Origin of the sequence: Campylobacter sp. 2018MI10, assembly GCF_018501175.1 — a bacterium.
GTDB lineage: Bacteria > Campylobacterota > Campylobacteria > Campylobacterales > Campylobacteraceae > Campylobacter_E.
On sequence record NZ_JAHCZD010000010.1, the window covers coordinates 46,910 to 66,035 of the forward strand.

The window sequence follows — 19,126 nt, forward strand, 5'->3', positions numbered from 1 at the left end:
TTTCCTTAACTTAATTTTTTAAGAGCTAGTTTTATTACTTCGCTAACACTATTTGCATTAATATCTTTTAAAGCTTTAATCACAGCTTCTTGTTTAAAGCCTAAAGCAAGTAAAGCTTCACTAGCTTCGTAATAATAATTATTCTCCGCACTTATTCCTAATTTGATTATTTTATCTTTTAATTCTAATATTAATCTACTTGCACTCTTAGCACCAATTCCTGGAGCTTTACATAAAGCTTTTGCGTTTTCGTTAATAATAGCACTTTGCAAACTCGCTACATCCATTGATGATAGAAGTGCCATAGCACTTGTAGCACCTATGCCATTTACTTTTATTAAGGCTTCAAATAATATTTGCTCACTTTCATCTAAAAAGCCATATAATTTATTTGAATCTTCTTTAATAATTTGAGTAATTAATAAAGCTACTTTATCTCCTTTATTAATCCTAGCAGCACTTAATAAGCTAAGATTTATTCCATACCCTACTCCATAAGTTTTTAAGATTATAAACGCAGGAGTTTTTTTAATAACTTCACCTTCTAAATAAACTATCAATAATCTTCCTTTTCTTCCATAAATTCATCTTCGTAATTTTTAACTTCTGTTCTTTTTAGCTTTACTATTTTTGCACTTTCTTCATCACCTATCATAACTCTTTCTAATTTTAAACAATATAAATCTTCATATTCTTTAGTATTATAAGTTAGCTCAATATCAGGATAAAGTAATTTGAATTTAATTTCATTTAAATTCGCCCATCTTTTAGTATTTATAACCTTTGCTTCATAGACTTTATTTTGCAATCTTTTTAAATCATCTTCTAAATCTTTATGCTTATCTTTAAAATCTTTTAATTTAGTAATTAAATCATTATATTCAAGCACAACATTTTGATAATCTCTAATTTTTTGCAAAAATGCAGTAGGTGGAATAATATTACTTTGTTTCATCTCTGCTAATCTTTGTTTAATTTGCATAATACTATCTTTATTAGCGTCTATGATTGATTTTTTACTATCTATAATTTTTGGTAAAGATAATAGATTTTTATTTACTTCGGCTAATTGACCTAAAGTTTTTTCAAGACTTTTAACAATTATTGGAGATTTACTAGCACTTACTAAGAATTTGTTATTTTCTCCTAAACACTCTTTAACAACTGCAATATCACTAACTTCTATAGTTGTATTAGTTGTAAGCGTATCTATCATTACTTTATTTGCTATGATTTTACCGCCTAATGCGTGTTTTACTCTTACATTTTTTCCTACAATAACGCCATTTTCAAGCCTATTTACTTCTATATCTTCGCCTTCGCAATAACCCCTATGCACTTCTATATTGATTTTTTTCGCATAAATCTTACTTTTTGAATGAGTTTGTCCACCTATATTTGCAATCTTTGCTTTTACTACTGAATTTTGAGCGATATTTCCTTTTACATTAAGTGTGCTTACTTCTATACTAAGATTTGCCCCTACTGCGTCTTTTAAATAATCTTGTTCATCAACATTTAAAGTAATATCTTTATTAATACCTGCATCAATTGAACCTGTTGTTTTAAATTCCACAGCTTGAACGCTAACACTATCTTTTATATCATACAATTTATCTCTATAAACAAAAGTTACATAGCCATTTATATTTGCATAATACTTTATACTCAAATCATCTTCAAGCATTCTAATATTTTCACTAACCTTAAAATCAGGCTCACTTATAATATTAGAATTAGTAGCGTTAATGATATTTCCTTTTAAATCCTTACCATTAACAGCTTTTATTGGTTTAATAAATTCAATTATTAATTCATCTTTACTAATAGCATTTATAAAACCACGCTGAGAATAATCAATTTTAGCATTTTCATCTACTTTTTTATCTTTATAATAAAGCTTGGTTTCTGAATTAATAGCATTAATTGGCTCAATCCCCTTAGCTAAAACTATACTAGCTTCCATAATTTGCTTACTCTCAAATGCCTTTAGCATTTTTACAAGCTGCTCTTGAAAAGTAAATTCTCTAATGCCTAGTAATAAACCTGCTTTTATAAATTTTTTATTAATTAAATCTCTAATATTTTCTATATATTCAGCAAATTCTATTTTATCATCATAATTTATAGCACTAAAATTTGCTACTACCTTAGTAAGATTTTTATTTGTTCCTATCTTAAAATCAATTAATGGAACAATATTGTCTATTATTTCTATTTCATATATTTGTTTAATTTCCATATCGTCATTAAAGAATTTATCATCGTTAAATACTTCTAATTCGTGTTCTAAAAGAGTTTGAGACATTCCATCTTTAGTGATTATTGTCTCATAATGAAGAACCTTAAAATCTAAATTATTTATATCTTTTCTATATCTATTTGCATAATTTGTTAATTCATCATAAGGTTTATCTGTTTTGATTATGTATTTTTCCAAATTGTAAAGCCTTTATTTTTTTTCGTTAATATACCTAAAAATAAATTAAAAAAGTAAAATGAATGAAACAAGAACTAATAAAAAAATATTTTTTCAATATTTTTGGTATTTTAATATCAAGAATAAGTGGCTTTTGTAGAGATTTTTTACTAGCTAGATTTTTAGGGGCTAGTATTTATTCTGATATATTTTTTATAATGATAAAGCTTCCGAGTGTTTTTAGAACCTTATTTACCGAAGGCACATTTAATCAAAGCTTTTTACCAAATCTAGCCAAAACTAATCGTAAAGGCGAATTTTGTGTAAAGATACTTATAATTTTTATAGCTATACTTAGTTTAATAGCCTTAATTGTTTTTATGTTTTCTAATATCTTTACTAATCTAATAGCCTATGGTTTTGATGATGAGATAAAAAAAATATCAGCACCTTTAATCGGGCTTAATATTTGGTATTTAGTGATTATTTTTTGTGCTTCGTTTTTTGCGTCTTTACTTAATTATAAAGGTAGATTTTTTATAACTAGCATAAGCGCTTCTATTTTTAATTTTGCCTGTGTAGCTGCTCTTTTAATATTTAAAGATTTAGAAAAATTACAATTGCTTAAAATGATTACTTATTTTATTTTAATAAGTGCTTTTATTCAAGTAATTATTTTAATGATTGCTTTAAAAGATAATAAAATCTTTCATTCTATGATAATTTATGTAAAGAATTTAAATCATAAAAATAAAAAAACTTCTCTTAAAGGCTTTTTTAAAAATTTTAGCTCATCTTTAATTGGCTCATCAAGTTCGCAATTAAACTCACTAGTTGAAATTGCTCTAGCTAGCTCATTAGCTCACGCAAGTATTTCATATCTTAATTATTCAACTAGACTTTATCAACTCCCACTAGCCTTAATTGCTATTGCTTTTACTCAAGTATTTTTCCCAAGCTTAATTGCTTATATTAAACAAGGAAAAATTCAAAATGCTATTTTAAGTATTCAAAAAATATTTGAATTAATGCTACTTTTATTAATACTTGCTGCATTAACAGGCTATATTTTAAGCGAAGAGATAATTAAACTCTTATTTGAGCGTGGAGCATTTACAAATGAAAACACACTTGAATGTGCTAAAGTCTTAAGACTTTATATATTATGTATAGTTCCACTTGGAATTTCAAAATTATTTTTAGCTTGGATAAATGCAAATTATTTACACTCAATTGCTGCTAAGATTTCAATAATGTCTTGTTTTATAAGTATAATTGCAAGTTTATGTTTTATAAAAGATTTTGGTATTTTAGCCTTTTGTATAAGTGCTAATATTTCTGCTTGGTTTATACTACTTGCTTATCTTTTTGTGTTTTCTTATGCTAGATTTTTTAGTATTTTAAGACCTAGCGTTTGCTTAGGAATTATCTTTATTAGTGTAATATTTGCTTATGTTTTAATATATTTAAAAGGATTTTTAAATGCAATTTTTTAACTCACAAACTAGAAAAAAAGAAGAATTTACATATAAAAATGAATGTATAAATATATATGTTTGCGGTCCAACCGTTTATGATGACGCACATTTAGGTCATGCAAGGTCAAGCATAAGTTTTGATTTATTAAAAAGAGTAATTAAAGCAAATGGTTTTGAAGTAAAATTAGCAAAAAATTACACAGATATTGATGATAAATTAATCAAAAAAATGAATGAAAGTGGCAAAAGTCTAGCTGAAATTAGTGAAACTTATATTAAAAGTTATGAAGCTGATATGAAAGCTTTAAATGTTTTAGAGCCTGATATTAGCCCAAGAGCAACTGAATATATTAATCAAATGATTAGTTTTATTGAAAAATTGCTTGAATTAAAATATGCTTATAGATTAGATGATGGAATATATTTAAATACAAGTTTAGATAAACTTTATTTAAGTATTTCAAACAAACCTCAAGATGATACTATCTCAAGACTTGAAAATGAAGTAGATAAAAAGAATGCAAGTGATTTTGTATTATGGAAATTTGATGAGAATTATTATAAAGCAAGTTTTGGCACAGGTCGTCCTGGTTGGCATACTGAATGTGTTTGTATGATTTTAGATATTTTTCCTAAATTACACATTCATTGTGGTGGGGCTGATTTGTTGTTTCCACATCACGAAAACGAAGCTTGTCAATGTCGCTTAGCAACTAAAAACGAACTAGCTACTTTTTGGCTACATAATGGCTTTGTAAATATTAATAACGAAAAAATGAGTAAAAGTCTAAATAATAGCTTTTTTGTAAAAGACGCTTTAAAAGAATTTAGCGGAGAAACACTTAGATTTTATTTACTAAGCACTCATTATAGACAAGATTTTAATTACACAATTACTGATTTAAAAGCTTCTAAAAAACGCCTTGATAAAATATTTAGAGTGAAAAAAAAGCTTAATTTAAATGAACTAGATTTAAAAACAATAGCACCTAATAGTGAGCTAAAAGCAAAATTAGTTGAAGCTTTAAGCGATGATTTAAATACTTCAAAAGCACTTGCAATTGTAGATGAATGGGTAAATTATGCAAATACTATAAAAGCTAATGATGAGCTTAAAAATGAGTTTTTAGCTATTGTTGAATTATTAGGAGTTGGAGTAATTAATCCTAATGAATATTTACAAAATTGTGATGAGAAATTCCGTATTCAAATTCTAAAATTAATTGATGAAAGAAATGAAGCTAAAAAAAATAAAGATTACGCAAAAGCCGATAGTATTAGAAATGAATTAAGTAATTTAGGCGTAAGCATTCAAGATAGTGCTAATGGTGTTGATTGGGAGATTTTATGAATTTAAAAGAAATAGAAAATCAAAATGTATCCCAATTAAAATTATCTTATGTATTAAAAAGGTTTAAGCACTATTTTAAAGATTATAAAATAAGATTTTTTCTAGCAATAATAGGTATGATTTTAGCTTCAGCTGGAACTGCTGGTAGTGCTAAGATTATTGAACCGATTTTAAATAAAATCTTTGTAGAAAAAGATGTAACATTATTATATATCTTACCTTTAGGTGTGTTTGCTTTATATTTTATAAAGAATTTAGGTCTTTATATGCAAACAATTAATATGGGTTTTATAGGTATAGAAATTACAAAAAGACTAAGACAAAAAATCCTAAAAAAAATCATAGTAATGGATATGAAATTCTTTCAAAAACACCCTAGTGGAGAGCTAATATCACGCTCTTTAAATGATATTGGAAGTCTTCAAAATGTGCTTACTAATTTCATTCCTGATATTACAAGAGAAATAATTACAACCTTAGGCTTACTTTATGTAGTGATTTCTCAAAGCCCAAAATTAGCTTTTTTTGCATTTATTATCTTACCTGCTGCTATGCTTCCTATTAGATATTTCATAAAAAAACTAAAAAGCATAGGAATAGCAACACAACAAAATTATGCCGAGCTTACTTCAAGACTAAATGAGATTTTAGGCAATATTGAGCTAGTTAAATCATCAAATGCTGAAAAATTAGAACTAGAAAAATACAAAAATAGCAATGAAAATGTAGCAAAATTAATCTATCGTGGAACTAAAATAAATGCCTTTACAAGCCCTATTATGGAAACTTTTGGTGCTTTAGGCGTATCGGCAACTATAATAATAGGTGGAATGGAAGTTATAAATGGCTCTATGCAAATAGGCAATTTTTTCTCATTTTTAACGGCTTTATTTTTGATATATACTCCTGTTAAAAGAATTACAAGTCTTTATGCAAGTCTTCAAACAAACCTAGCAGCTAGCACAAGGACTTTTTATTTGCTTGACCTTGAGCCTGATATTAAAGGCGGAGATGAGAATTTAAATCAAGAAATTAAAAGCCTAAAATTACAAAATGCTAGTTTAAAATACGATAATAAATTAGCTTTAGATAATGTTAGTATAGAGTTTAAAAAAGGCGAAATCACCGCAATTATAGGAAGAAGTGGTAGTGGAAAAAGCTCTTTAGTAAATACTATTTTAAGATTTTATGAGCTAAATTCTGGAGAAATTAAAATAAATAATAACAATTATAAAAACTATTCACTAGATAGCTTAAGAGAAAAAATAGCAATAGTTACACAAAATATTTATTTATTTAGCGATACTATTGCAAATAATATTGCTTATGCAAATGAATTTGATGAAGAAAGAGTGATTAATGCCTTAAAACTTGCAAATGCTTATGATTTTATAAGTGCTATGCCTGATGGAATTTACACTAAACTAAGTGAAAAAGGTAATAATTTTAGCGGCGGTCAAAGACAACGCCTAGCACTTGCAAGAGCGTTTTATAAAAATCCTGAAATAATAATTTTTGATGAAGCAACAAGTGCTTTAGATAATGAAAGTCAGAATTTAATATCAAAAAGCTTAGTAAATATTAAGCAAGATAAGATAATTATTCTAATAGCACATAGATTAAATTCTATTGCAATTGCTGATAATATTTTGATTTTAGATAATTCCAAAATGGTGGGATTTGGAAACGATAAAAGCTTAGAAAATAATGAATTTTATAAAAAATTAAAAGAAAAATTTGAAGAATGTTAAAAGAGATAAAATGAATATAGAAAGTAAAGTATTAAAAAATGGCTTAAAAATTTATGCCGTAAATCTAAATGATAATTCAAGTGTAGCTAGTGTAAATATCTTTTATAAAGTAGGCTCAAGTTATGAAGAATTAGGCAAAAGCGGTATAGCACATTTGCTAGAACACTTATCTTTTAAAAGCACAAAAACTCATAAGGCTGGAGAATTTGATGAGATAATAAAAGCATTAGGTGGAGTTAATAATGCTTGCACTAGTTTTGATTACACTCAATATTATGTAAATATCGCAAATATTCATATTAAAAGGGTTTTAGAATTATATTCTAGTATGATGAGTGAGTTATTGTTTAATAAAGATGAATTTTATAAAGAAAGAGATGTAGTCCTTGAAGAAGAGAGATTAAGAGTAGGAAATGATGCTTTTGGGTATTTATATAATGCTATTTATAATTACGCTTTTATAAAGACTAGTTATCATTGGACGCCGATTGGATTTGCTGATGATATAGCAAATCTTACACCTAAAATTGTAAAAGAATTTTATACTAAATTCTATGCACCAAATAATGCTTGTATAGTAATTAGCGGAGATTTAGCTAATATTGATATTTTTAGTATGTGCGAAGAGATTTTTAGTAAAAAATCAGCAAAAAAAATCACACAAAATAAGGTATATGAGCCAGATAGAACAGGTCTAAAAGAAATAGAACTTAGTTTTCCTAATCTAAATTCTAATATTTTTGCTTGTGCTTATAAAATACCTGCATTTAATCACGAAGATTTTGAGTATTTAAAGGCTATTTCAATATTTTTAAATCTTGATAAAAACTCAATTATAAAAAATAAAATGATAAATGAGTATAATCTATGTGCTGATTTGGACTTTTACGCGCAAAGCTCTAAGAATGAAAATTTATTTATAATTTTTGGAGTTTGTAATGATTTAGTAAATACAAAATCAGCAATAAAGCAACTAAAAAAATTAATTAATCAAACAAAATTTAATAAATTTGATACAAGAACAATTTATAATCAATTAGAATTAAGCATAAATCAAGTAAAATCCAACCCAAGTGCTTTAGCGAGTGGAATTGGTAAATTTGAATGTTTTGGAGATGTAAATGTATTTTTAAATTCTCTAACTTCAAAAGAATTAGATTATAAAATTTTAAACCAAGTTTTTAAAAAATATCTAAAAGATGACAATTTAACTCAAATAATTTTAAAGGAGAAAGTATGAAAAAAGAAATAATAGGTGCAATGACAGCTTTAATAACACCATTTAAAAATGATAAAATTGATGAACTTAGTTATGAAAAGCTAGTTAAAAGACAAATAGCAAATGGAATTGATGCCGTAGTTCCTGTTGGAACCACAGGAGAAAGCCCAACTTTAACTCACGAAGAGCATAAAAGATGTATAGAAATCGCAGTAAGTGTTTGTAAAGGAACAAATACTAAGGTTTTAGCAGGTGCAGGTTCAAACGCAACTCACGAAGCAATATCTTTAGCAAAATTTGCTCAAGAGTGTGGAGCTGATGGGATTTTAAGCATTACTCCATATTATAATAAACCTATGCAAAGTGGATTATATAAACACTATGAAGCTATTGCTAAATCAATTGATATTCCTATTATGCTTTATAATGTTCCAGGAAGAACAGGTTGTGAAATAGCTAGTCAAACTATAATTGAACTTTTTAGAAATTGTCCTAATATTTACGGAGTAAAAGAAGCAAGTGGAAATATAGATAAATGCGTAGATTTATTAGCAAACGAGCCAAAACTAAGACTTGTAAGTGGAGAAGATAGTATAAATTATCCTATTTTAAGCAATGGTGGTAGTGGTGTGATTAGCGTTACTTCAAATCTTTTACCAAATGAAATTGCTAATTTAACTCACGAAGCTTTAAAAGAAAACTATAAAAATGCAAAATCTATTAACGATAAACTTTATAATATAAATAAGATTTTATTTTGTGAGAGCAACCCAATTCCAATAAAAGCAGCAATGTTTATAGCAGGATTACTTCCTAGTCTTGAATATCGTTTGCCGCTTTGCGCTCCTAGTAAAGAAAATCTAAAAAGAATAGAAGAAGTTATGAAAAATTATGATATAAAAGGATTTTAATGCAAGAGATTAATTTTAAAGATAAAGTATTAGTAATAAGCGGTGGAACTCGTGGTATAGGTAAGGCTATTGTGTATGAATTTGCAAAAGCAGGTTGTAATGTTGCATTTACTTATAATTCAAACGAACAAATCGCACAAGAAATCGTTGCTGATATTGAAAAAACTTACAAAGTTAAAGCTAAATGCTATCCATTTGATATACTTGAGCCTGAAACTTATAAAGATTTATTTTTAAAAATTGATGAAGATTTTGATAGAGTTGATTTCTTTATCTCAAATGCAATTATTACAGGTCGTGCAGTTGTAGGTGGATATACTAAGTTTATGAAACTTAAACCTCGCGGAATTAATAATATCTTTACAGCTACCGTTAATGCTTTTGTTTGTGGTGCTCAAGAAGCAGCTAAGAGAATGGAAAAAGTTGGCGGCGGAAGTATTATTTCAATTTCTAGCACAGGGAATTTAGTTCATATTGAAAACTATGCAGGTCATGGAACTGCTAAAGCAGCTGTTGAAGCAATGGCTAGATATGCAGCAACTGAATTAGGCGAGAAAAATATCCGTGTAAATGTTGTAAGTGGTGGTCCAATTGATACTGATGCTCTAAAAGCATTTACTAATTATGAAGAAGTAAAACAAGCTACAATGAATTTAAGCCCATTAAATCGTATGGGGCAACCTGAAGATTTAGCAGGTGCTTGTTTATTCTTATGCACCGATAAAGCTAGTTGGGTTACAGGACATACATTTATTGTAGATGGTGGAACAACATTCAAGTGATGAATTTACCTAATCTTTTGGCTAGTGCTAGGATAGTCCTAGCACCAATTTTATTTATATTATTAACGCATTCAAATGTGTTGGTTAATACTCACAACATACATATTTCTTGGATAAATTATTTAGCAGCTCTTATTTTTACTATTGCTTCTATAACTGATTTTTTTGATGGATATATTGCAAGGTCTTGGAATCAAAAAACAATTTTAGGAGAGATTTTAGACCCTTTGGCTGATAAAATGCTTACTTTAGCAGCATTTTTAGGGCTTATGATGATGGGAAGGGTTAATGAAATTCTAGTTTATTTTATATTAGTTCGTGAGTTTTTTATAACTGGTTTAAGAGTTATGATAGTAGCTGATGGGCTTAAAATCGCTGCAAATATGAGTGGTAAAATCAAAACAACATTTCAAATGTTAGCAATTGGATTTTTACTAATGGATTGGTGGGGAAAAGATATTTTATTTTATCTATGCTTTTTCTTTACTATTTATTCTGGGGCTATTTATGTAATAGAATACGCTAAGGCAAAAAAATGAAGAATATAATTCTCACTTTTATTGTTTTAGCTTTTTGCTTTTGGCATTATGGGGCTAGTTTTTTAGGCACTATTTTAATACTTTCTTTTTTGATATTTTTTCATGAATTAGGGCATTTTTTAGCTGCAAAATACTTTAAAGTTAGAGTTTTAACATTTAGCATAGGGTTTGGAAAGCCAATTTATGTGAAGCATTATAAAGGCACTGATTATCAAATATCAAGCGTATTTTTAGGTGGATATGTCAAGATGAAAGGTCAAGATGATAGCGACCCTACTCTTAAAAATTATGATTATGATAGCTATTCGGTATTACACCCATTTAAAAAGATTTTAATTCTTTTTGCAGGTCCATTTTTTAACCTACTTTTAGCATTTTTAATCTATATAAGTTTAGGTTTTATAGGAGTTGAAAGGCTTAGTCCGACTATTGGTGCGCTTAGCGAATATGCTGATACAAAACTAAAAGTAAATGATAAAATACTAAAAATCAATGGCACTAAAATTAATAATTTTTACGATATAAAACCACTCGTAAATGATAGTAGTATTAATGTAAAAGTATTAAGAAATAATGAAATTTTAGAACTTGATATTAAAACTTACGAAGGCAAAACTCAAAATATTTTCGGAGAAATCATCACAAAACCACTATTAGGAATTGTGCCTAAAAATGAGACTTTTATAGAATATCATAGAGATTTTAGTGTGTTTGCTTGGGCTTTTAAAGAGAGTTTAGATGGGGCTTTTTTAATCCTTGAAGGTCTTAAAAAATTAATATTAGCTGAAGTTAGCCCTAAAAATATAGGTGGAATTATAAGCATAGCCGACACAACCACAATGGCTACTACACTTGGAATTTCAAAACTGCTAATAATCACGGCTTTACTATCAATTAATCTTGGAATTTTAAACCTTTTACCTATTCCTGTGCTTGATGGCGGGCATATAGTTTTTAATTTATATGAGTTAGTTTTTAAAAGAGAAGTAAATCAAAAAGTATTTATTACACTTAGTTATATTGGAATGTTTTTATTATTTTCTTTAATGATATTTGCTACATTTAATGATATAACAAGAATTATTGAAAACCAATAAAGTATTATATTTTATTGGTTTTTTAATTCTAATAATTAAAGCTCACTAGATAAAACTAGGCAAAACTTACATAATTTTATTATTCTTCAACACTCACTACGCATTTATTTTTACCCGTATTCTTGCCAAGATACAAATTCTTATCAGCGATTTCAAATAGTTGCTTATAATCTTTTTGATTAAAATTAGCTATATATCCACCTATCGTAATACTTATTGTTTCTTGCAAATCACTTATTTTTAATTTAAACACTTCTTCTCTAATGTCATTTAAAAATATTTCAGCATCTTTTTTATTATCAATATCTGCAATGATTAAAAATTCTTCCCCACCCCATCTACAAATATTAATATTAAAATCAGAATATTTTTTATACTTATTGATTAAAACTATAGCCAACATTTTTAGCACAATATCTCCGGTTTGGTGACCATAAGTATCATTTATATGTTTAAAATTATCAATATCACATACCGCAATTAAAATTCTTTGTTTGTTATACTTTGATAATACAACATCTTCCATATATTTTCTATTATATAAACCTGTTAAAAAATCTTTATATACAATTTGAGCTAAATCGTTAATTTTTTTACTAGGAATAACGGTTACCAATACACCATAAACCACTAAAAATACCAATAAAACAGCTAAATTGATTGGATAAAGAACAATATTTGCATTTTTATATTCGTTAATTTCAAAAAATTTATCACTATGTAGCACAATAGAATCTGCTTGAAAATAACTAAGATAAATTAAAAAAATAATTAAAATTGTTGATACAAAACAGGTGCTTTTCTTAAAAAATAAAAATTGCACAAGTATCAAACAACATAATAACAAGTCAAATCCACTAGCACTACCTAAGTAATAAATTGCGATTAACTGATGGATTAAAACTTCAAAATATACAACAGCATAATAAATTTTTATTTTATCGCTACTAAAATTTGTAATTATTAATACATAAATTAAGGTTGAGACTATATTTACATAAAATAGCTCATATATTTTCATATAATAAAATATAAACAAAAAGGACACATGTAAAATTGTCGCCAAAAGTATGATTAAATAAATATAATCATAAAAATTAATCAGTCTAGATATTAACTGCTTGATTTGAGTTGTCATAATTTTCCTTGTTTAATGAACCTAATATTTGAATAAATTTCTTGTTTTCAACTATACTTAAATTTGCCTTGATTTCATAAATTTCTCGTATTAAATCAAGTGTAATAACATCGTTAATCTTTCCATTTTTATAAACCTTGTTGTTATGTAAAAAAATTGCTTCATCACAATATAAACTCGCTAAATTTAAATCATGTAAAACAACTATGCTTATTAAATCATTTTCAATTGTAATCTTTTTTAAAGCTTCTAATAAAATACATTGGTGTTTAATATCTAATGCACTTACAGGCTCATCAAGTAATAAAATACTTGGGTTTTTAAGCAAAACTTGAGCAAAAGCTATCATTTGTCTTTGACCGCCAGATAAATCTTTAATATTAATATTAGCAAGATGCGAAATCTTAAATTCCTTTAAAACATTAACTGCTTTATTTAAAATTTCATCGCTTATTTTTAAACCTAATTCATTATAAGCACCTAGTAAAACTACTTCTAAAGCACTAAGGTTTGTATGAGTATGAAAACTTTGTAACATATAACCTATATTGCTTTGCCATTTTTTAATATTATCTGAATTAATATTACGATAAGTCATATTATGTTTTTTATCAAGTTGAAAAATAGCATCTAATAATGTGCTTTTACCTACACCATTAGCACCTAAAATAGCATAAATTTTACCTGATTTAAATTCTAGGTTGATATTATTTAAAATAGTCTTATTTCCTTTTTTAATACTTAGATTATTAATTTTAAGCATTTTTATTCCTTAATATAATAAAAAAGAAAAAAGGAACACCAATAAAAGAAGTTACTATTCCTATAGGAAATAAACTACCAGGAATTATCAATTTTGAAACACTAGAAGCTAAACTTAAAAATAAAGCTCCTATTATCATTGAAGCTGGTAAGAAAAATCTTTGGTCTTCTCCTATAATAAGCCTTGCAATATGTGGCGCAACAAGACCTATAAAACCTATAACGCCCACAAAAGAAATAGCAACAGAACTAACAAAAGAAACACATAATAAAACTTTAATTCTTAAATATACTAAATTAACCCCTAAAACTTTAGCATTTTTCTCCCCAAGTCTAAATACACTTAAAGCCCAATTGTCTTTTAATAAAATTAAATAGCAAAATAAAGTAACCAAAAATACTATTAAAATATTCATATAATTAGCTTTTTGCAAACTTCCAAATAACCAAAATAATATTTGTTGAGATACTTCAGGACTTGATAAAAATTGCACTAAAGATAAAAAAGATTGAAATAAAAACAATAAAGCAATACCAACTAAAACTAAACTTTGAGTGTTATATTTGTTATTTTTAGCAAACATAAATAATATTGCAGAGCTTAACAAACTAGCACAAAATGCTCCTAATGGAATGCTAATAAAAGAACTTATAAAACTTATATTAAATGCAATCACTAATGAAGCTCCAAAGCCAGCTGCAGCACTAAGACCTAAAGTATATGGACTAGCTAAAGAATTATTTAAAATAGTTTGCATTAAAGCTCCGCCAAGTCCTAATGAAGCTCCAACAACAAGTGCCATTAATGCCATAGGTAATCTTAAATTATAAACAATATTAACGAAATTCTTTTGTATATCTATATCAAGTGCTTTAGATAATAAAGCTTTACATACAATAATTAAATCAAGTTGAGCTGGTCCTGTAGAAATATCTAGTATAAAAAATACTAATGCTAATAAAAAAGAGATTAGTAAAAATCCCAATCTCTTATAAATAGTGGATTTGTATAAAAGAATTTCTCTACTAAAATTTCTCATCATCAAGCTTTAACATAAAAGTTCCATCAGGAATAATTGGCAAATATTTCTTATGATAATTAATATAATCATCACTTGGATTAATATCACTAAATAACTCAGGATAAGCAGCTTTTGCTACAAATTCTAACATAAAAATATCCCCCAAAGTCCTTAGCATACTATGATAACCACCATAAATTCTATGATTTTTTACTGCGTTTAAATCTTGCCAAGTAGTTCTATTAGAAAATCCTCTTAATCTATTATTTGCTTCATCAAAACTTATATTATTACCCATTACCATTGAAGTTTTATTTTTCTTAAGCTCGCTTTCACGACCTGCTATAATAATTACTTCAGGGTCTTGAACTATGATTTCTTCAGGATTAATAGCTCCCCAAGTCTTAATAAATCCATCAGCAATACTCTTAGCATTTGCTTTATCAATCAAACTTCCCCACATATAATGTGAATATGTAACTCCATTATCACTAGGGCCATTAATTCCGTATTCTATATAAACTTTTACTTTATTTTTAATATCTTTAGTTCTTGTCTGAATTAATTCTAAACGACTTTTATAATCATTCATAATTTCTTCAGCTCTTTTTTCTTGGTTGGTTAAAATTCCAAAAATTTTCGTGCTTATCTCGTGGTTTTGTAATTTTCCTTCGTGATAATCTACTACTATTATTGGGATATTTGCTAGTTTAATTGGATTTAAAGTATCTTTTAATGTATCATATTGCCATTTAGCTAAAACTAATACATCAGGTTCTAATTCTAATATTTTTTCAATTGACAATGTGCCTGATTCTGCTTCACCAAAATCAGCAATTTTGTCTAAATTAGGCATTACATCTAAATACATTTGCCAAGAAATTGGACTCCACTCACTCCAAACTGCTTTTGAAAAACCAACAACTTTATCAAATGATTTTTCTCCACCAACTGCTAAAAAATCTGTATAGTAAAAACCTAAAGCTATTCTATTTACTGGAGTATTTAAAGTAATTTCGTTTCCTGTTACATCTTTGAAAGTAATTTCCTTAGCAAACAAGCTAAATGATAATAAAAATAGTAGAATAAATCTCAACACTTCTCCTTAAATTTTAAAGAAATAAAAAAAAGGAATTTGCCAAAAGCAAATTCCTAATCATCAAAATGCTGGGATTATAGCACCTTTAAATTGCTCTTCAAGTATCTTCTTAATTTTTTCTGTTTTTATAACCTTTATTAAAGCTTTTACCCCTTCATTATTTTCATTGCCTTTTTTAACAGCAATAACATTTACATAAGGGCTATTTAAATCTTCTAATATTATAGAATCCTTTGTAGGATTTAACTTCGCTGCTAATGCGTAATTTGTATTAATTACAGCCAAATCACACTCATCTAAAACTCTTGGAACCTGTGCAGCTTCTAACTCTTTTATATCAAGATTTAAAGGATTTTCCGTAATATCAATAACGCTTCTAAATTTTACTTCCTTATTTGTCTTAATAAGTCCAGCTGCTTCAAGTATGTCTAAAGCCCTGCTTTCATTTGTTGGGTCATTTGGGATATATACTAAAGCATTATTTTTTAACTCTTTAATATCTTTTACCTTTTTAGAATATGCTGCCATTGGAGGTAAAAACACATTAGCAACCGCTACTAAATCAGTGCCTTTACTCTCGTTAAAGTCTTCTAAAAAAGGCTTATGTTGATACATATTAGCGTCTAATTCCCCATCATTTAATGCAAGATTTGGTAGAATATAATCATTAAATTCTACAACTTTTAACTCATATCCAAGCTCTTTTAAATCATCTTTTACATTTTCTAAAATAGTAGCATTTGGATATGGAGTAATCCCTACTCTTAAAATCTCCGCACTAGCGTATAAACAAAATGCTAAACTTAAAGCTAATTTTTTCATATTTTCTCCTTAAAAACTTGGGATTATTTCGCCCTTATATTTTTCTTCTATAAATTTTTTAATTCTTGCATCATTTATAGAATCAACTAAAACCTTTGTCTTATCACTATTAATATTATCAGTCTTAACTACTAAAACATTAGTATATGGACTATCTTTACCCTCAATAATTACCGCATCTTTTGTAGGATTTAACTTCGCTGCTAATGCGTAATTTGAATTAATCACAGCTAAATCGCACTCATCTAAAACTCTTGGTAATTGTGCAGCTTCTAACTCTTTTATATCAAGATTTTTAGGGTTTTTTACGATATCTAGTGGAGTTTTTAGCTCTACATTTTTATCAAGTTCAATAAGCCCTGCAGCTTCAAGTATATCTAAAGCTCTACTTTCATTTGTTGGGTCATTTGGAATATAAATTAAAGCCTTATCTCCTAAATCTTTAATGTCTTTAATCTTTTTAGAATATGCTCCCATTGGCTCAAGATGAACTGGTGCAACTGGAGTTAATTTTGTTCCTTTTTGCTTATTAAACTCATCTAAATATGGTTTATGTTGGAAAAAATTTGCATCTATTTCGCCATCATCAACCGCTAGATTTGGCAATACATAGTCATTAAACTCAACGATTTTTAACTCATGACCTTTTTCTTTAACAATTTTTGCAACTTCTTCTAAAATTTCAGCATGTGGAACAGGCGTTGCACCTACACTAATAACATCAGCAAATAAATTTGCACTTAAAGCCAAACAAGCAGCTAAACTAAACAATCTTTTCATAATATCTCCTTAAATAAAATTTCCTGAATAAATAAATAAAATAACTAAAGCTAAAATTGAAATATAAAGATATTTATCCTTACCTTTTCTTAAAGCTTTTTCAACTAAATCCCCCCAAATCTGAACGATTTGAACCAATACAATCAAAACAATAACCGTTTCTACCATAATATCTGTTTTAAATCTTTGATAACCATAGCGATTAGCAACATCGCCAAGTCCCCCACCTCCTACAATTCCTGCCATTGCACTATATCCAATGACTACTATTAAAGTAAGCGTTGCTGCATTAATTAAAGCTGGTAACGCTTCATACAATACGACCTTAAAAATAATTTGTATTCTACTAGCACCATAACTCTTAGCTGCTTCAATTATTCCGTAATCTACTTCATTTAAAGCACTTTGCACTAATTTTGCAATAAATGGAGCGATTCCAATTGTAAGTGGCACAATAGCCGCTGTTGTTCCTATGCTTTTTCCTATTAAAAACTTTGTAAAAGGAATTAAAGCAATAATTAATACTAAAAACGGAAAAGAACGGAATATATTTACAACAAAATCAAGCACTCTATAAAAGCCTAAATTCTCATACAAACCACCCTTTTTACTAACAAAAAGAAATATTCCTAAAACAAGTCCTAGTGCAAAACCAATAATAGTAGCACTAATACTCATATATAAAGTCTCTTTTAATGCAGGATATAAAATCTTGTCAAAATGACTTAAAAAATTATCAAAATAATTCATACTTCCTCCCATAAAACGCCACTTTTATTAATATATTCACACACTCTTTGTTTATCACTTGGATTAATATTTATAATAAGTGAACCAAGTGCAATATCATTTAGCTTTTCAATTTTTCCCCAAACTATTGAAAAATCAATATTAAGCTCTCTTGCCATTTTAGAAATTACTCCATCAAGTGCTACTTCTTTAGGGAAAATTAATCTTATATTAAGCCCACTTTCTGGCACACAATCACTCTCATCTAAGAATTCTCTCATCTTCTTACTTGGTTTTAAAAATATTTCGCTAATTTCTCCATTGCCAATGATTTCTCCACCACTTAATAAACAAGCCTTATCAGCTACTCTTTTAACAGCGTCCATTTCATGGGTTACTAATACAACGCTAATGCCTAAATCTTTGTTTATTTGCTTTAATAAATCTAAGATTTGATTAGTAGTAGCAGGATCAAGTGCACTAGTTGCTTCATCACTTAATAAAATCTTAGGATTTAGTGCAAGTGCTCTTGCTATTGCAATTCTTTGCTTTTGACCACCACTAAGATTTGCAGGATATGAATTAGCCTTATCGCTTAATCCAACCAAATCAAGCAATTCTTTAACCCTTTTATCTACATTATCTTTTTTATGTAAAAGTAAAGGCATTGCAATATTTTCATAAGCACTCTTTCTACCCATTAAAGCAAAATGTTGAAAAATCATTCCAACTTCGGTTCTTAATTTTCTTAACTCTTCTTCTTTAAGGTCTTTAATTTCTTGATTAAATACTTTTAATGAACCTGCTTGATAGCTTTCAAGTGCATTTATACATCTTAAAAGTGTGCTTTTACCAGCTCCACTTTGTCCGACAATCGCATAAATCTCGCCCTTTTTAATATCAAGACTTACATCGTTTATTACGCAAGTATTTCCGTAATACTTTTTAAGATTTTTAATTTCAATCATAACTTTCCTTAAAATTTAATTTAAAGAAAAATAAAAATTTTTGAGAGTTTTGTAAGTTGCAAAAATATTTTATCTTTCTTTTTTAGCTTGCTTGCTTTAATATAATTAATTTGCGTCTAGCTAAAAAAGAAAGTCTTTAAAAGCCAGACGCTAGCGCATCTGCATCATCATTTAAAATCCTTTGTTTAAAAATATTTGTTGATTAAAGCAAAAAATATTTTTGATGTCAAGATATTTTTAAAATAATTTTATATTATTT

Annotated in this window: 18 protein-coding genes; 8 read left to right on the forward strand and 10 right to left on the reverse strand. The window is 27.5% G+C overall.

Features of this window, described 5'->3' with window-relative positions; all coding sequences use genetic code 11:
• Positions 1–5: 5 nt before the first annotated feature.
• The gene (gene ruvA, locus KJR01_RS05830; RefSeq protein ID WP_214117728.1) at positions 6–560 is read right to left on the reverse strand and encodes a Holliday junction branch migration protein RuvA; all 555 of its coding nucleotides are present in this window, start codon (positions 558–560) and stop codon (positions 6–8) included.
• On the reverse strand, positions 557–2,440 hold the full coding sequence (locus tag KJR01_RS05835; RefSeq protein WP_214117729.1) for a flagellar assembly protein A: 1,884 nt from the start codon (positions 2,438–2,440) through the stop codon (positions 557–559). Before KJR01_RS05835 ends, ruvA begins: the two co-directional genes overlap by 4 nt.
• A 62-nt stretch (positions 2,441–2,502) precedes the next feature.
• On the opposite strand from KJR01_RS05835, the gene murJ reads away from it, so the two are divergent.
• From murJ to KJR01_RS05875, 8 genes are read left to right on the forward strand one after another with little or no spacing between them, the layout of a single operon-like run.
• Positions 2,503–3,915 (forward strand): murein biosynthesis integral membrane protein MurJ, encoded by a 1,413-nt coding sequence (murJ, locus tag KJR01_RS05840; RefSeq protein ID WP_214117730.1) that lies wholly within the window; start codon positions 2,503–2,505, stop codon positions 3,913–3,915.
• The gene (gene cysS, locus KJR01_RS05845; RefSeq protein WP_214117731.1) at positions 3,902–5,248 is read left to right on the forward strand and encodes a cysteine--tRNA ligase; all 1,347 of its coding nucleotides are present in this window, start codon (positions 3,902–3,904) and stop codon (positions 5,246–5,248) included. The genes murJ and cysS overlap by 14 nt, the downstream gene beginning before the upstream one ends.
• The gene (locus KJR01_RS05850; RefSeq protein ID WP_214117732.1) at positions 5,245–6,999 is read left to right on the forward strand and encodes an ABC transporter ATP-binding protein; all 1,755 of its coding nucleotides are present in this window, start codon (positions 5,245–5,247) and stop codon (positions 6,997–6,999) included. Before cysS ends, KJR01_RS05850 begins: the two co-directional genes overlap by 4 nt.
• Before the next feature lie 10 nt (positions 7,000–7,009).
• A complete protein-coding gene (locus KJR01_RS05855; RefSeq protein ID WP_214117733.1) occupies positions 7,010–8,239 on the forward strand; it encodes a M16 family metallopeptidase in 1,230 nt (409 codons plus the stop codon).
• Positions 8,236–9,129 (forward strand): 4-hydroxy-tetrahydrodipicolinate synthase, encoded by an 894-nt coding sequence (gene dapA / locus KJR01_RS05860; protein WP_214117734.1) that lies wholly within the window; start codon positions 8,236–8,238, stop codon positions 9,127–9,129. The genes KJR01_RS05855 and dapA overlap by 4 nt, the downstream gene beginning before the upstream one ends.
• Complete coding sequence (locus tag KJR01_RS05865; protein ID WP_214117735.1) at positions 9,129–9,911, forward strand: enoyl-ACP reductase; 783 nt, start codon at positions 9,129–9,131, stop codon at positions 9,909–9,911. The genes dapA and KJR01_RS05865 overlap by 1 nt, the downstream gene beginning before the upstream one ends.
• Entirely contained in the window at positions 9,911–10,450 is a 540-nt protein-coding gene (gene pgsA / locus KJR01_RS05870) for a CDP-diacylglycerol--glycerol-3-phosphate 3-phosphatidyltransferase (RefSeq protein ID WP_214117756.1), read from the forward strand. Before KJR01_RS05865 ends, pgsA begins: the two co-directional genes overlap by 1 nt.
• Positions 10,447–11,547: a M50 family metallopeptidase gene (locus tag KJR01_RS05875; protein WP_214117736.1), complete on the forward strand. Its 1,101-nt coding sequence runs from the start codon at positions 10,447–10,449 to the stop codon at positions 11,545–11,547. The genes pgsA and KJR01_RS05875 overlap by 4 nt, the downstream gene beginning before the upstream one ends.
• Before the next feature lie 79 nt (positions 11,548–11,626).
• On the opposite strand, the gene KJR01_RS05880 is transcribed toward KJR01_RS05875, so the two are convergent.
• From KJR01_RS05880 to KJR01_RS05915, 8 genes are all read right to left on the reverse strand, one after another.
• Positions 11,627–12,685 (reverse strand): GGDEF domain-containing protein, encoded by a 1,059-nt coding sequence (locus KJR01_RS05880; RefSeq protein ID WP_214117737.1) that lies wholly within the window; start codon positions 12,683–12,685, stop codon positions 11,627–11,629.
• The gene (locus tag KJR01_RS05885; RefSeq protein ID WP_214117738.1) at positions 12,654–13,448 is read right to left on the reverse strand and encodes an ABC transporter ATP-binding protein; all 795 of its coding nucleotides are present in this window, start codon (positions 13,446–13,448) and stop codon (positions 12,654–12,656) included. Before KJR01_RS05885 ends, KJR01_RS05880 begins: the two co-directional genes overlap by 32 nt.
• Positions 13,441–14,487 (reverse strand): FecCD family ABC transporter permease, encoded by a 1,047-nt coding sequence (locus tag KJR01_RS05890; protein WP_250325150.1) that lies wholly within the window; start codon positions 14,485–14,487, stop codon positions 13,441–13,443. Before KJR01_RS05890 ends, KJR01_RS05885 begins: the two co-directional genes overlap by 8 nt.
• The gene (locus KJR01_RS05895) at positions 14,474–15,565 is read right to left on the reverse strand and encodes an ABC transporter substrate-binding protein (protein WP_250325151.1); all 1,092 of its coding nucleotides are present in this window, start codon (positions 15,563–15,565) and stop codon (positions 14,474–14,476) included. The genes KJR01_RS05890 and KJR01_RS05895 overlap by 14 nt, the downstream gene beginning before the upstream one ends.
• Before the next feature lie 63 nt (positions 15,566–15,628).
• A complete protein-coding gene (locus KJR01_RS05900; protein WP_214117741.1) occupies positions 15,629–16,390 on the reverse strand; it encodes a MetQ/NlpA family ABC transporter substrate-binding protein in 762 nt (253 codons plus the stop codon).
• Between the two features lie 9 nt (positions 16,391–16,399).
• The gene (locus KJR01_RS05905) at positions 16,400–17,170 is read right to left on the reverse strand and encodes a MetQ/NlpA family ABC transporter substrate-binding protein (RefSeq protein ID WP_214117742.1); all 771 of its coding nucleotides are present in this window, start codon (positions 17,168–17,170) and stop codon (positions 16,400–16,402) included.
• 9 nt (positions 17,171–17,179) lie between these two features.
• A complete protein-coding gene (locus tag KJR01_RS05910; RefSeq protein ID WP_214117743.1) occupies positions 17,180–17,920 on the reverse strand; it encodes a methionine ABC transporter permease in 741 nt (246 codons plus the stop codon).
• Positions 17,917–18,867, reverse strand: a complete 951-nt coding sequence (locus KJR01_RS05915; RefSeq protein ID WP_214117744.1) for a methionine ABC transporter ATP-binding protein — start codon at positions 18,865–18,867, stop codon at positions 17,917–17,919. Before KJR01_RS05915 ends, KJR01_RS05910 begins: the two co-directional genes overlap by 4 nt.
• Between the last annotated feature and the right edge of the window lie 259 nt (positions 18,868–19,126).